Source organism: Mycobacterium sp. TH-M116, assembly GCF_057473685.1.
Genome location: NZ_JBYCLC010000148.1, coordinates 1 through 13,706 on the forward strand (window position 1 = coordinate 1; position 13,706 = coordinate 13,706).

Genomic DNA, 13,706 nt, shown 5'->3' on the forward strand with positions numbered 1-13,706 from the left:
GTCGGGGTGGCGGGATTCGAACCCACGACCTCTTCGTCCCGAACGAAGCACGCTACCAAGCTGCGCCACACCCCGTGTGAAGCCACGACAGCCTATCGCACCGGCGGGCAGTCAGCGCATCGAGGCCGCGGGCAGGGAGCGCCCGCGGTCGCTCGTCACGTCGCGGCCTCCCATCGGGGCGGCGATGAGTGTCAGCAGCGTGGCCTCAGGCCTGCAGCAGAAGCGCACGGGCGCGAACGGGGAGGTCCCGATCCCCGCCGAGACGTGCAACTGCATCGTGGCGCCCCACCGCGACGGTCCCTTCGCGCGCGAGCGGTCCAGGCCGCAGTTGGTCACCAGGGCGCCGTAGAACGGCAGGCACAGCTGCCCGCCGTGGGTGTGGCCCGCCATCACCAACTGGTAGCCGTCGGCGGCGAAGCGGTCCAGCACCCGCGGCTCGGGGGAGTGCGTCAGACCGAGCCGCAGATTGGCGGCGGGGCTGGCCGGGCCCGCGATCGTGTCGTAGCGGTCCCGGTCGATGTGCGGGTCGTCGACGCCGGCGGCGGCGATGTGCAGTCCGGCCACCTCGAACTCGCGCCGGGCGTGGGTGAGGTCGAGCCAGCCGCGCTCGGTGAACGCCGCCCGCAGGTCCTGCCAGGGCAGCGGCTTTCCGCGAATCCGCTGCGACGGATTGGTCAGGTAGTTGAGCGGGTTCTTCAGGCGCGGCCCGAAGTAGTCGTTGCTGCCGAAGACGAACACGCCCGGTCGCGACAACAGGTCCCCCAGTGCCTGGACGACCGCGGGCACCGCCTTGGGGTGTGCCAGGTTGTCGCCGGTGTTGACCACCAGGTCTGGCTCCCAGCCGGACAGCTCGCGCAGCCAGGCTTGTTTGCGGCGCTGGCCGGGCACCATGTGGAGGTCGCTGATGTGCAGCACTCGCAGCGGCGTGGAGCCCGGGCTCAACACGGGCATGGTGATCTCACGCAGGACAAAGGCGTTGCGTTCGACCGCCGCGGCGTAGCCGATACCGGCCACCGCCGAGCCGACCGCCGCGGCGCCGGTGCGCATCAGGGCGGGCAAAACGTCAGGCATGAAGGCAGCTTACTGCGGCACACGAATTGGCAGCGCCACCTGTACACCTTCGGCAGTCGGCATCACGGCCGGCCGGCGCCGGCGACCGTCGCTGTGCTCATGCCAGCGCGCCGTGGTCCCGGCCGGGCCGCACCCAGGTGATCTGGGTGGGAATCGGCCCGTTCGGCAACCACGGTTGCGTGCTCACCGCGTCGGCAACTTTCCACGTGCCCCGCTCGATGACTCCGAGTGCGGCGTCGATGAGCTTGTAGTGCTGCACGCCGCTGCCGAATGCTTCGGACTCGACCCAAACGACAATGCACTCGCCGGGGAGGAACTGGGCCTCATCTTGTACGGCCTGGATCATGTCCTCATTGTGAAAGTGGCCCTCGCCGAAGTTGAATCCGATGATCGAGTTGCAGAGGAACTCCGCTTCGCGCACGGTGCGGCTGTCGATGTCGGGTAGTTCGCGCAGCAACACCGAGAACAGACCGCGGCCTTGACTGTGCAGGCTGCGCCACGCGATCGTCTTTTGCAACACGATCTCGTTCCAGGGCGCGTCGTAGCCTGCGCCTTCGAACTGGTCGATCTGGTTGTTCGCCGAGCGGGTGACCTTGTTGAGTTTGTCTTCGGCACCGGGTGCGAAAGCCCACAGAGCCGAAGCCCAGTTTCCCGCATACTGCCGCATTGAGGGCAAGAACGAGACCTTGTCGGGCCGCAGGTTTCCGAGAACCGGAAAGAAAAGCAGCCCGGCGAGGATGATGACGGCCAGCCAAGGCGGCGACATGTTCCACGGGGCGTAGCCCTGCCACGCCGGGAAGCCGAGGAAGAGAAACACCGTCGCGTACGCGAACAGGACGTTCCACTCCAGCGGGACGGCCAGAGGGAAAGTGGACACGATGAAGAGGTGGAAGCACACCATGAGGATGACCGCGGCCACCGTCAACCATTTGTTGGTGGACAGCAGCAGGACCAGAGGCGCGGTGATCTCGACGAAGGTCCCATTCATGTGGGCTATGAAGCGCGCGAACGCGGATGGCTTCATGTCTCGCGGGAAATCGCGGTAGTGAAGACGCCTGATCCACGAGAACGGCACCGCGGGACTGTTGCTGATCATCGGTGGGATCACGCTGGAAAAATGCTTACCGAGTTTGGAGAACCCGGCGCCGAACCACACCACCACGATCAGCATTTTCAACGCGATGATCATGTTGCAGAACGGCAGCATGGCGAAGAAAATCAGGGCGGGAAGATACTGTTCGCCTCGTGCGCCGAGAAAGATGACCTTGTCGCGCAATCCAGTGAGGATCAACAACACGATAGGCGCTGCCAGTAGCACGGGGTCGACCAGTCCGCTCGTGTTGCCCGGCAGCACTGCTGACAGTGAATCACTGTGCACGCCAGGCAAAGCCAAAGTGAGGACGATGCTCGTCAGGAGCGACAGGTACAACACGACATCCGCCGGGGTGCGGCGGCTACCCGAGGTCAACGGGACCCAAGTCCAGGGCCGCAGCCGAATTGTCCCCGTCCGGGCCCAGAACAGGATGCCGCCGGTCATCGGTTTCACCTTGCCTGCCAACGGCCCCCATGACCCGCCGATGCCGATGGCCTCGACCAGGGTGGTCCAGAGGATCGCCTTCTGGTAGACGATCGGTTGGTTCCACCATTGCGACACGTGCCAGAACGCCGGCAGGCCCGAAGTGAGGGTGGCGATGGTGATACCACCGATCGCGTAGAACACGAACACCTTGAGCAAATAGATGCAGTGCACCATTGTCGGTGAGCCGAAACCATTTTCGGCCCAGTCGGCACCGAGGATGCGTACCCGTTCCATGAGCGGCTTCTGCAGAAATGTCTCCGGGTCGACGTCGGGGAGGTCGGGTTTGGTGAAACCCATGCTGGGTGTCCTTTTGTTGCTGGTTGACAAATGACCGGGTCTGCAGCGGACGCCCCTCGGGGCGAGGAGGTGGGCCTACAGTAGGGCGAGTGACCTGTGGCACACAGTGTCGGAGCGACGAATCTGTCGCGTTGATTTGTCGATGGGTCACAAGGACCCCGGCCGTCGATCAGTGCGGGTGAAGGACTGCCGGTCCGTACCATCGGCAGACGAGCAGCGCGACCTCGACGTCGAGCCGGTCGTCCTGAATGGGTTTGCCGCGGCGTTCGATAGCCCGATCCATGCGATATTTCACGGAATTGAAATGCATGCTGAGTTCCTCGGCGGCCAGCTTGTAGCTGCCGGCCCGCAGAATCACCCGCAGCGTCTCACGCAGCCGGGCGTCATTCTCGGTGTCGGCTGCCAACGGGCCGAGCACTCCGGCGACCCAGTCTCGCAACAGGGGCACGTTGGCCGCGAGCAGCGCGGCAACGGCGACGCCGGGATCATCGACCGCCAGGGTGATCGGTGTCCTCGAGGCCTGGGCAGTGCCCAATCCCCAAGCCAGCCTTGCGCGTCTGTGCGAGCGGCGGAACCCGTCGATGCCGTGATCGACGGACCCGATGGCGATGTTGGGAGGATCGTCGCATCGGGGGATCGCCGTGCGGATGCGATCTACCAAGTTGGCAGGACACGAGCGGTACGGGAGCCATACCCACGAAGTGGCTCGATCGACCGGAGCGAACAGGGGAGTGCCGTCCACCTCGATCCTGGCGCCGAGATCGTGAATGAACCGGTGCAGGCGCGAGAGGTCGTCGTGGTGGTCATCGGCGTCGGGGTACCAGACGATCAGGGCCAGGTGGTGCCACCGCAACGGATAACGGATGTCGACGGACGCCACGTCGAGATCGACGGACGTATCTGCGGCCAAGAGTTCGCGGACCTTGAGCGTGCGCACGCTGTGCTGGTTTTCCACCCATCGCTCACGTTCGTCTTCGTACACGGCGACGACTTGTTGAGACACCGAGTCGATGTAGTCAAACGTCACGCGGGTGATCGTCTCGATGGTTGCCACGCGTGCCAAAGGATCGATGTTGAGCGCTTCGAGTTCGGCGAAGATGAGTTCAGTCAGCCGACGCTGGCCCAGCCGGTAGCCGCGAACAAGCGCATTGACCGGGACACCGTGCTGGGCCAGTCTGCGTGCGTATTCGACGGCGGCTGCGGGCGCGGTGATGCGATCGACGGCGATCGCGTGATGCAGGGCGTGCAGGATTGTGTCGATGTTGCCCTCGACGCTGGCGCTGAGCAGTTCGACAGTGGCGGCGTCGCCGCGCAGTTCGGGTACCTTGGCGGCAATTTCGTCACGGACTTGACCCGTGACCGTCGCTCGGCGCTCATTGAGCCGAGCGGCGATCGATGCGACGTGACGCTCGACCTCAGCCACATCGCTGGAGTCCGTCGCTGCCACCAGTCGACCATAGGTTTTTCCGGTCACATCCGCCTCGATTTTGCTCTGGATTCAGCTCGTCGGGTGTCGTTACCAGTGTTGGGCGCCCCAGATGCCGGTGTAGGCGGCGTTGACCGCGAACACGCCGATCTGTGCGTGATGGGCCATGCTGGCCGGCCGTGTGCGAAACCGTCCAGTAGGGATCCCGGAGACGGTGCGGCGAAACTGTTTGCCCCGTGTTCGCCCGCGCGCAGTGTCGGCGAAGTGTTCCCATGGTTTGGGCAAGCTCGAGAACGACGTGCGCATGGGTCTACTGGCGTAGGCGTGTTCGTCTCGGGCGCGCTGCTCTGACTTTTCGATCAGGGGTCGGGACCGTGGTCTTCGTCGCGGCGCCTACGGGGGCGGGGCGCCCGGCGGCGGCGGCGGGGCCAGCAGCGGAATCGTGATCGGCGGCAGGCCAGGGATCTCCACGACCTGCGAACCGATCGGCACGGGCGCGCCCTCCGGCGGCGGAGGCGGCGCCGGAGGAACGCCGTTGCTGATCTGGATCGTGATGATCGAACCCGGGATGGTCTGGCCGTTGGGCGTCGTCCCGACGACCTCCCCGTACTCGGCCGAGCTGTTGACCGAGGCGGTCTGGTCGGCCACCCGGAAACCCGCGTCGGTGAGGCGCTGGCGGGCCGCGTCCACCTTCAGCCCCGCCACGGCGGGCACCCGCGACGCAGGGGAGCCGTCGACGTAGCGGGGATCGGTCGGCGGCAGATGCACGTCGCCGAACATGGTGGCGATCGGTTTCATCGCCGTGAACCAGGTGCGCGCGGGTTCGTTACCGCCGTACAGGTTGCCTTCGCTGCAGTGGCGCAGCGGCGACGAGCACAGGTCTGTCGGGTTGGTCGAGTCGTCGTAGATGTAGTTCGCCGCCGCGTAGTGGTTGGTGAAGCCCACGAAGCTCGACGAGCGGTGCGCCTCGGTGGTGCCGGTCTTGCCCGAAACGGGCAGGTTCCAGCCCGCCGCGCCAGCCGAACCGGAAGCCGTCCCGCCGCCCAGCGCGTCCTTGCTCATCGCGTTGGCCAGTGTGTTCGCCAGCCCTTCGGGCACCACCTGGTCGCACGTCTCGGTGGTGACGGCCACCTCGGTGCCGTGGCGGTCGGTCAACTTATCGATGGGACTCGGCGGGCACCACACACCGCCGGAGGCCAGGGTGGCCGCGACGTTGGACAGCTCGAGCGCGTTCACCTCGATCGGGCCCAGCGTGAACGAACCGATGTTCTGCCGCTTGATGAAGTCGGCCAGGCTCTCGTTGCTGTCGGGGTTGTAGTCGCGTGCGGTGCCCGGGTCGGCGTAGGACCGCAGCCCGAGCTTGATGGCCATGTCGACGGTGGGCGTCACGCCGACCTGCTGGATCAGCTTGGCGAACGCCGTGTTGGGCGAGGTGGCCAGCGCGTCCGTCACGTTCATCGAGCCGCGGTAGTTGGCGGCGTTGATCACGCACCAGGTGTCCTTGGGGCACCCCTTTGCCCCACCGCTGCCCATGCCCTTGGCCTGGAACCGGCCCGGCACCTCGAGGGAGGCGTTGATGCCCATGCCCAACTCCAGCGCGGCGGCGGTGGTGAAGATCTTGAACACCGACCCGGCGCCGTCGCCGACCAGCGAGAACGGCTGCGGCCGCATGGTCTCGCCGGCGTCGATGTCCAGCCCGTACTTGCGGTTGCTCGCCATCGCCATCACCTTGTGGGTGTCCTTGCCGGGCCTGATCACGCTCATCACGCTGGAGATACCCGGCAGGGACGGGCTGGCGAACTGGTCGATGGCCGACTTGACCGGGATCTGCACGTCGGGGTCCAGCGTGGTGCGGATGGTGTAGCCGCCGCGGGCCACCTGTTCCTTGCTGAGCCCCGCGCGCGACAGGTACTCCTGGACGTAGTCGCAGAAGAATGCGCGGTCACCGGCCGCGATGCAGCCGCGCGGCAGCTCGTTGGGCTGCGGCAACACCCCCAGCGGGGTCGTCTTGGCGGCGCGCAGCGCGTCGGCCTCCTGCGGGATGTTCTCGATCATGGTGTCCAGGACCAGGTTGCGCCGGGCCAGGGCGCCCTCGGGATTGGTGTAGGGGTTGAGCGTGCTGGTGGACTGCACCATGCCCGCCAGCAGCGCCGCCTGCTGCCAGTTCAAATCGGAGGCGTTGATGCCGAAATAGGTCTGCGCGGCGTCCTGCACGCCGAACGACCCGTTGCCGAACGACACGAGGTTGAGGTACCGGGTCAGGATCTCGGGCTTGGTGAAGGTCTTGTCGAGCGTGAGCGCCATCCGGATCTCGCGCAGCTTGCGCGCCGGGGTGGTCTCGACGGCCGCGCGCTTCTCGGCGTCGGTCTGGGCCGTCACCAGCAACTGGTAGTTCTTCACGTACTGCTGCTCGATGGTCGAACCGCCGCGGGTGTCGACGTCGCCGCGCGCATACCCGGCCAGCCCGGTCAGCGTGCCCTTCCAGTCCACCCCGTTGTGCTCGGCGAAGCGCTTGTCCTCGATCGACACGATCGCGAGCTTCATCGTGTTGGCGATTTTGTCGCCGGGAACCTCGAAGCGGCGCTGCGTGTACAGCCAGGCGATGGTGTTGCCCTTCGCGTCGACCATCGTCGACACCGCCGGCACCTCACCTTCCAGGAGCTGCGCCGACCCGTTGGCCACCACTTCGGAGGCGCGGTTGGACAGTAAGCCCACACCGCCGGCCACCGGGAACATCAGGGCGGTGGCGACCACACTGGCCAGCAGGCAGAACCCGGCCAGCTTGAGAACCGTGAGGCCTGGTGAGGGGCGGTCTGGCATGCGTACCACAGTAGCGGGCCTCAGTCACGCCGATCGTCTGTCGAGACGACACAACACCGGAACGCGCCGGCGACCAGCGAGGTTGCGCCTGTTCGGTCACCCTCTTCGGGCTGAGGCATGCTACGTCAGGACTGGGGTTGCCGGCCAGGACGGCACGCGCGTCCCAAAAAAAGCGTTATCAGACTGTTGCGCAACTGCCACCGGACCACCTAACTTATACACACGGTGAGATTCGGCAAACACCGATGTGCACAGTGTGGCGTAGATCGCAGTGGGGTCTGCACCCGAGGAGGGCGGCCGCGAAGGGCGGCCGGGCAGGAAGGGAACGACTCGTGCCAGGAACACGGCCCACCGCGCGTCGAACAAACATCGCGGCTGCTCAAGGCGTACTCCGCAGCGTCGATCCCGACGAGCGGGTCGGCTGGGTTTCCAAAGCGCTGTGCCGGACCACCGATCCCGACGAACTCTTCGTCCGGGGCGCCGCCCAGCGTCAGGCCGCGGTGATCTGCCGTCACTGCCCGGTGATGCAGGAGTGCGGTGCGGACGCGCTGGACAACAAGGTCGAGTTCGGCGTGTGGGGCGGCATGACGGAACGTCAGCGCAGGGCTCTGCTCAAGGAGCACCCCGAGGTGGTGTCCTGGGCGGACTTCTTCGACAAGCGGCGCAATCGCAGCGTCGGCTGACGGGCACCTGTCGCGTCACCGCTGAGGGCGAACCTTTCTGAGGTCGAACCTGGCGTGCCGCGCGTCCCGTAGGGAGACGCTCAGCTCGTCGCGGCGGTGAGCTGGTCGGCGAGTGCTCGCAACGCCTCGAGGTCCGACACGTCGAACGGCAACGAGGGCACCCCCACCACCGGCACGTGCGGGTTGGCCCCGGTGAATCGCGACAGCAACCGCACCTCCCGTTTGGCGGTGTGCGCGCGGTCGGCGTGAATCCGCAGCACGGCCGCGGCCAGCGCCGTGGTCTGCGGGTCCTGCCCCGAACCGAGCGTCGCCTCCAACGTCTCGCTGCCGTCCGCAGCCCGCTCTGCCGGCAGCGCACACAGCGTCGGGTGGGTGCGGTTCAGGACCAGCCCCGCCAGCGGCATGCTCTCCTGTGACAGCCGGTCCACGAAGAACGACGCCTCGCGCAGCGCGTCGGGTTCGGCCGCCGAGACCACCACGAACTGCGTCCCCCGCCGTTTGAGCAGCGCGTAGGTGCGCTCGGCCTTCTCCCGGAACCCACCGAAGGTGGCGTCCAGCGACTGTACGAATGCGGCTGCGTCGCCGAGCATCTGGGAACCGAGCACGGTGGAGAGCGCCTTCATCGCCAAACCCATTGCGCCGGTGACCAATCGGCCGATGCCCCGGCCGGGCGCGAGCAGCAAACGCCACAGTCTGCTGTCCATGAAGCTGCCCAGCCGCTTCGGCGCGTCCAGGAAGTCCAGTGCGTTGCGCGACGGGGGGGTGTCGACCACGACCAGGTCCCAGCGGTCCTGTCCCAGCAGCTGCCCCAGTTTCTCCATCGCCATGTACTCTTGCGTGCCGGCCAGCGACGTGGCGACGGTCTGGTAGAACTGGTTGTTCAGGATCGACTGTGCCCGGTCGGGTCCGGAGTACTGGACCACCATCTCGTCGAACGTGCGGCGCATGTCGAGCATCATCGCGTGCAGCTCGCCGGTGACCTCGGGGGCCAGCGGCACCCGCTGCGGGACGTTGCCGAGATCGTTGACGCCCAAAGCTTGTGCGAGCCGCTTGGCCGGATCGATCGTCAAAACGCAGACGTTGCGGCCATATTCGGCCGCTCGCAATGCCAGCGCGGCGGCCGTGGTGGTCTTGCCGACGCCGCCGGCGCCGCAGCAGACCACGACACGGTTCGACATGTCGGACAGAATCGCCTTCATGTCAAGGACTGTCGGCGTGGCACTCATCGAACCCCCTGTTGGGCAAGCGATTCCGAAAGCTCGTAGAGGCTGCCGAGGTCAACGCCGTCGGAGATCGCCGGCAATTCGAGTCGGGGCACCTGTAGCGCGTCGAGCTGTTGGGCGGTCTCGGCGCGCGCGGTGATCCGGGTCGCGTGCTCGATGGTCTCGGTGAGCAGGCCGGCGAAGTCGGCGTCGCCGAGCTTGATCCCGGCCAGCTCGAGGCCGGCCCGAACCGAGTCCGCGTCGATCGCCCCCTCGGCGGCCTTGGCGAGGTCGCCCGGGTCCAGGTACGCCGGGATGTTGCGGTTCACGATCACGCTGCCGATCGGCAGCGCCATCTCCGCGAGCTCCTCGATGGCTTCCAGTGTTTCCTGCACCGGCAGTGCCTCCAGGAGTGTGACGAGGTGGATCGCGGTCTGGTCGGAGTGCAGCAGGTTCACCACGCCCTCGCTCTGCGAGTGCACCGGCCCACCCTTGGCCAGGTCGGACACGGCCTTGGTGACGTCCAGGAAGCGCGCGATGCGGCCGGTCGGCGGTGAGTCCACCACCACCGCGTCATACACCGGCAGCCGGTTGCGGTCGACGCGCACCACCGACTCCTTGATCTTTCCGGTGAGCAGCACGTCGCGCAGGCCGGGTGCGATCGTCGTCGCGAACTCGATGGCCCCGATGCGCCGCATCGCCCGGCCCGCGATGCCCAGGTTGTAGAACATGTCCAGGTATTCCAGGAACGCCGCCTCGATGTCGATCGCCAGCGCGTTCACCTGGCCGCCGCGCTCCGCCGTCGCGATCTTGAGCTCCTGGTAGGGCAGGGGGGGCACGTCGAACAACTGCGCAATCCCTTGCCGGCCCTCGACTTCGACGAGCAGCACCTTTCGACCGCCCGCGGCCAGAGTCAGCGCCAGTGCGGCCGCCACCGTCGATTTGCCGGTGCCGCCTTTGCCGGTGACGAAATGCAAGCGGGCCTTGGACAGGCGCGCCGGCCAGCCCACGGGACCACCGCCAGGATTGCCGGAATTGGTTGCCACCTTCGCATGCTAGCCCGAGCGACTCCGGCCCCCCGCAGATCGGGGTGGACCGATAGGCTCACGGGATGAGTCAACCGACCGCCTGGGAGTACGTAACGGTTCCGCTGCTGACGCACGCCACCAAACAGATCCTGGACCAATGGGGCGCCGACGGCTGGGAGCTGGTGTCGGTGCTGCACGGGCCCACCGGCGAGCAGCACGTCGCGTATCTGAAGCGCCCCAAGGGATGAGTGCTTCGGCCCGGCTCGTCCAGCTCGGCGTCACGCTTCCCGAGGTGGTGACGCCGCTGGCCGCCTACCTTCCTGCGGTGCGGACCGGAAACCTGGTCTACACGGCGGGCCAGCTGCCGATGGAGGCGGGCAAGCTGGCCGGGACCGGCAAGGTCGGCGCCGAGGTCACCCCCGAGGAGGCCAAGGCGATGGCGCGGGTCTGCGTCCTCAACGCGCTGGCTGCCGTGCATGCGCTGGTCGGCATCGACGCGGTGACCCGGGTGGTCAAGGTCGTCGGTTTCGTCGCATCGGCCGCGGGTTTTCACGGCCAGCCGAGCGTGGTCAACGGGGCCTCCGAACTGCTCGCCGAGGTCTTCGGCGACAGCGGCGCGCATGCGCGTTCGGCGGTCGGCGTCTCCGAGTTGCCACTGGACGCGCCGGTGGAGGTCGAGCTGATCGTGGAGGTGGCCTGACGGCCAAGGTCGGGGCTGACGAGCCGCTGAGCCATCCCGCATACCGGCGGTTGCGGGCGGTGACCGACACGGCCTCGGTGCTGTTGGCCGACAATCCCGGGCCGCTGACGCTGGAGGGCACCAACACATGGGTGCTGCGCGGCCCCGGCAGCGACGAGCTGGTGGTCGTCGACCCGGGCCCCGACGACGACGAGCACATCGCCCGCATCGCCGCACTGGGCCGCGTCGCGCTGGTGCTGATCAGCCACCGCCACGGCGACCACACCGACGGCATCGACAAGCTGGTCGAGCTGACCGGCGCGACGGTCCGCTCGGCCGGCAGCGGTTTTCTGCGCGGTCTGGGCGGCGAGCTCACCGACGGCGAGGTGATCGATGCGGCGGGGCTGCGGATCACGGTGCTGGCCACCCCCGGCCACACCGCCGACTCGCTGACGTTCATGCTCGACGACGCGGCGCTGACGGCCGACAGCGTGCTGGGGCGCGGCACCACCGTCCTCGACAAGGAGGACGGCAGCCTGGCCGACTACCTGGAGTCGTTGCGGCGGCTGCGCGGCCTGGGCCGGCGCACGGTGCTGCCCGGGCACGGGCCGGAGCTGGCCGACCTGGAAGCCGCGGCTTCGGGCTACCTGGTGCATCGCGCCGAACGTCTCGAGCAGGTACGCGCCGCGTTGCGCGAGCTGGGTGAGGACGCCAGCGCACGCCGGATCGTCGAGCACGTCTACGTCGACGTCGACGAGAAGCTGTGGGACGCGGCGGAATGGTCCGTCCAGGCCCAGCTGGACTATCTGCGCCGGTAGTCGCGCCGAGACTGAAGATCCGCAGGAGAAATGCGAGTAGAGGGCTGCAGAATTACAGCCTCGCGCCGCGCGCGCCTAGCGGGCGCGGCGGGCCAGCCGCTCGGAATCAGAGATGAGCACGCTCTTGCCCTCCAGGCGGATCCAGCCGCGGTGGGCGAAATCGGCCAGCGCCTTGTTCACCGTCTCTCGGGACGCGCCCACCAGCTGGGCGATCTCCTCCTGGGTCAGGTCATGGGTGACCCGCATGGCGCCGCCCTCCTGCGTGCCGAAACGCTGGGCCAGCTGCAGCAGCTGCTTGGCCACCCGTCCGGGCACGTCGGTGAAGATGAGGTCGGCCAGGTTGTTGTTGGTCCGGCGCAGACGCCGGGCCAACACGCGCAGCAGCTGCTCGGCGATCTCGGGCCGGTCGGCGATCCAGGCCCGCAGTGCTTCGCGGTCCATCGAGACCGCCCGAACCTCGGTGATCGTGGTCGCGCTCGACGTCCTCGGCCCGGGGTCGAAGATCGACAACTCGCCGAACATGTCCGACGGGCCCATGATGGTCAGCAGGTTCTCCCGGCCGTCCGGTGAGCGGCGGCCGATCTTGACCTTGCCGGAGATGATGATGTACAGCCGGTCTCCGGGTTCGCCCTCGGCGAAGACCGTGTGTCCGCGGGGGAAGTCGACGGGTTGCAGTTGCTTTGTCAACGCGTCGACCGCGCCGGGCTCGACCCCTTGGAAGATTCCTGCTCTTGCCAGGATCTCGTCCACGTTGCCCTCTTCAGCTTTCCGACGATGTGATGTAGTCAGGCTAACCTCGTGCTCGCATCTCGAGTCTAGAGGTAGGCCGCAGCGCCCAACGTGACAACGCTACACACGATTGACATCTCGTGGGGTCCCGACCCGCGGATTGCCGTGTGGTTCGGTGTGTCGCGATGTCGGGAACACGGACTCGCCCACGCCGGAGAAGTCGGTGGCCGGTGTCGGCGCGGCGTGACGCGGTCCGCCGCGCGCCCCGGCCGGCGGGGCGTGCAGTTCCCGCTGCTCCCGGCGCCTGTGCAGGTATTCCAGCGCCTCGGGCATGCCCTCGCGGGCCAGGGTGTGCATGTCGATGGCCTCGGCGGGCTCCGCGGACTGGTCGGTGGCGCCGGCCGCGGGCTGCCGGAGGGGCCGGAGGGGCCGGAGGGGTAGGTCGCGTTCAAGCCGTCCGAGGCCGAACGCCGTCAGCATCAGCAGCCCGGGAACGCAGGCCACCAGCAACCACGACACATGAAGAGTAAACATGGCCATCCATCACCACGGGATCTCGGCGAGATCACGAACTCAGTACTCTGTCGAAGGTGAGTGCGGCAGACGCGTCCCGGCGCACCCGGCCGACCGCGGCCGAGCGGCGCTGGGCGCAAGAAACCCGGACCGGTTTGGTGCGACGGGCACGCCGGATGAATCGCACGCTGGCGCAGGCCTTTCCTGATGCGCATTGCGAGCTGGACTTCGCCACGCCGCTGGAGCTGACGGTGGCGACCATCCTGTCGGCGCAGAGCACCGACAAACGGGTCAACCTGACGACGCCGGCGCTGTTCGCGCGCTACTCCTCGGCCCTGGACTATGCGCAGGCCGACCGCACCGACCTCGAGGGCCTCATCCGTGCCACCGGGTTCTTCCGTAGTAAGGCGACCTCCCTGATCGGCCTCGGGCAGGCCCTGGTCGAGCGGTTCGGCGGCGAGGTGCCGGCCACGCTGGCCGAGTTGGTGACGCTGCCCGGAGTGGGGCGCAAAACAGCCAACGTCATCCTTGGCAACGCCTTCGGTGTTCCGGGCATCACCGTCGACACCCACGTCATCCGGCTGGTGGGCAGGTGGCGCTGGACTGCCGAACGGGACCCGGTCAAGATCGAGCATGCGGTCGGCGCGCTGATCGAGCGCGCCGAGTGGACGATGTTGAGCCACCGCGTGATCTTCCACGGTCGCCGTGTCTGCCACGCCCGAAAACCGGCCTGCGGGGTCTGCGTGCTCGCCAAGGACTGCCCGTCCTTCGGGCTCGGTCCCACCGAACCGCTGCTCGCCGCGCCGCTGGTGCGGGGCCCCGAAGCCGAGCACCTGCTGGCCCTGGCCGGGCTGTAAGCAC

The 13,706-nt window shown here is 67.5% G+C and carries 13 protein-coding genes and 1 tRNA gene; 5 read left to right on the plus strand and 9 right to left on the minus strand.

The genetic code is table 11. The features are described from left to right. Position 1 precedes the first annotated feature (1 nt). The 5 genes from AC2VOK_RS07095 to ponA2 all read right to left on the minus strand — a co-directional run bounded on the left by AC2VOK_RS07095 (position 2) and on the right by ponA2 (position 7,193). A tRNA-Pro gene (locus AC2VOK_RS07095) sits at positions 2-75 on the minus strand. A gap of 36 nt (positions 76-111) precedes the next feature. Beyond that, complete coding sequence (locus AC2VOK_RS07100; RefSeq protein ID WP_343709557.1) at positions 112-1,071, minus strand: metallophosphoesterase; 960 nt, start codon at positions 1,069-1,071, stop codon at positions 112-114. Between the two features lie 97 nt (positions 1,072-1,168). Beyond that, positions 1,169-2,947, minus strand: coding sequence for a DUF3556 domain-containing protein (locus AC2VOK_RS07105; protein ID WP_343709556.1), 1,779 nt, complete (start codon positions 2,945-2,947; stop codon positions 1,169-1,171). Between the two features lie 169 nt (positions 2,948-3,116). Then, entirely contained in the window at positions 3,117-4,394 is a 1,278-nt protein-coding gene (locus AC2VOK_RS07110) for a PucR family transcriptional regulator (RefSeq protein ID WP_428899835.1), read from the minus strand. A gap of 372 nt (positions 4,395-4,766) precedes the next feature. Continuing rightward, positions 4,767-7,193: a transglycosylase/D,D-transpeptidase PonA2 gene (ponA2, locus tag AC2VOK_RS07115; RefSeq protein ID WP_428899836.1), complete on the minus strand. Its 2,427-nt coding sequence runs from the start codon at positions 7,191-7,193 to the stop codon at positions 4,767-4,769. Positions 7,194-7,525: 332 nt separating this feature from the next. Between ponA2 and AC2VOK_RS07120 the strand changes: the two genes are divergently transcribed. Next, a complete protein-coding gene (locus AC2VOK_RS07120; protein ID WP_428899837.1) occupies positions 7,526-7,876 on the plus strand; it encodes a WhiB family transcriptional regulator in 351 nt (116 codons plus the stop codon). A gap of 80 nt (positions 7,877-7,956) precedes the next feature. On the opposite strand, the gene bagB is transcribed toward AC2VOK_RS07120, so the two are convergent. After that, a complete protein-coding gene (bagB, locus tag AC2VOK_RS07125; RefSeq protein WP_428899838.1) occupies positions 7,957-9,102 on the minus strand; it encodes an ATPase BagB in 1,146 nt (381 codons plus the stop codon). Next, complete coding sequence (bagA, locus tag AC2VOK_RS07130; RefSeq protein WP_428899839.1) at positions 9,099-10,124, minus strand: ATPase BagA; 1,026 nt, start codon at positions 10,122-10,124, stop codon at positions 9,099-9,101. Before bagA ends, bagB begins: the two co-directional genes overlap by 4 nt. 65 nt (positions 10,125-10,189) lie before the next feature. Between bagA and sp36 the strand changes: the two genes are divergently transcribed. The 3 genes from sp36 to AC2VOK_RS07145 are packed head-to-tail and all read left to right on the plus strand — an operon-like array spanning position 10,190 to position 11,603. Next, entirely contained in the window at positions 10,190-10,354 is a 165-nt protein-coding gene (gene sp36, locus AC2VOK_RS07135; RefSeq protein ID WP_421531355.1) for a Sp36 family protein, read from the plus strand. Then, a complete protein-coding gene (locus AC2VOK_RS07140) occupies positions 10,351-10,806 on the plus strand; it encodes a RidA family protein (RefSeq protein ID WP_428899840.1) in 456 nt (151 codons plus the stop codon). Before sp36 ends, AC2VOK_RS07140 begins: the two co-directional genes overlap by 4 nt. Beyond that, positions 10,803-11,603: an MBL fold metallo-hydrolase gene (locus AC2VOK_RS07145; protein WP_428899869.1), complete on the plus strand. Its 801-nt coding sequence runs from the start codon at positions 10,803-10,805 to the stop codon at positions 11,601-11,603. Before AC2VOK_RS07140 ends, AC2VOK_RS07145 begins: the two co-directional genes overlap by 4 nt. Positions 11,604-11,678: 75 nt before the next feature. Here AC2VOK_RS07145 and crp read toward each other — a convergent pair whose 3' ends face one another. Beyond that, complete coding sequence (gene crp / locus AC2VOK_RS07150) at positions 11,679-12,353, minus strand: cAMP-activated global transcriptional regulator CRP (RefSeq protein ID WP_428899841.1); 675 nt, start codon at positions 12,351-12,353, stop codon at positions 11,679-11,681. A gap of 99 nt (positions 12,354-12,452) precedes the next feature. Further along, positions 12,453-12,866 (minus strand): hypothetical protein, encoded by a 414-nt coding sequence (locus AC2VOK_RS07155; RefSeq protein WP_428899842.1) that lies wholly within the window; start codon positions 12,864-12,866, stop codon positions 12,453-12,455. Between the two features lie 155 nt (positions 12,867-13,021). On the opposite strand from AC2VOK_RS07155, the gene nth reads away from it, so the two are divergent. Then, complete coding sequence (gene nth / locus AC2VOK_RS07160; RefSeq protein WP_428899870.1) at positions 13,022-13,702, plus strand: endonuclease III; 681 nt, start codon at positions 13,022-13,024, stop codon at positions 13,700-13,702. Positions 13,703-13,706: the final 4 nt, after the last annotated feature.

Bases quoted from the DNA above. Each gene is read 5' to 3' on its own strand.
- AC2VOK_RS07100 (WP_343709557.1), bottom strand. From the start codon at position 1,071: ATGCCTGACGTTTTGCCCGCCCTGATGCGCACCGGCGCCGCGGCGGTC.
- AC2VOK_RS07105 (WP_343709556.1), bottom strand. From the start codon at position 2,947: ATGGGTTTCACCAAACCCGACCTCCCCGACGTCGACCCGGAGACATTT.
- ponA2 (WP_428899836.1), bottom strand. From the start codon at position 7,193: ATGCCAGACCGCCCCTCACCAGGCCTCACGGTTCTCAAGCTGGCCGGG.
- bagB (WP_428899838.1), bottom strand. From the start codon at position 9,102: ATGAGTGCCACGCCGACAGTCCTTGACATGAAGGCGATTCTGTCCGAC.
- sp36 (WP_421531355.1), top strand. From the start codon at position 10,190: ATGAGTCAACCGACCGCCTGGGAGTACGTAACGGTTCCGCTGCTGACG.
- AC2VOK_RS07140 (WP_428899840.1), top strand. From the start codon at position 10,351: ATGAGTGCTTCGGCCCGGCTCGTCCAGCTCGGCGTCACGCTTCCCGAG.
- AC2VOK_RS07155 (WP_428899842.1), bottom strand. From the start codon at position 12,866: ATGTTTACTCTTCATGTGTCGTGGTTGCTGGTGGCCTGCGTTCCCGGG.
- nth (WP_428899870.1), top strand. From the start codon at position 13,022: ATGAATCGCACGCTGGCGCAGGCCTTTCCTGATGCGCATTGCGAGCTG.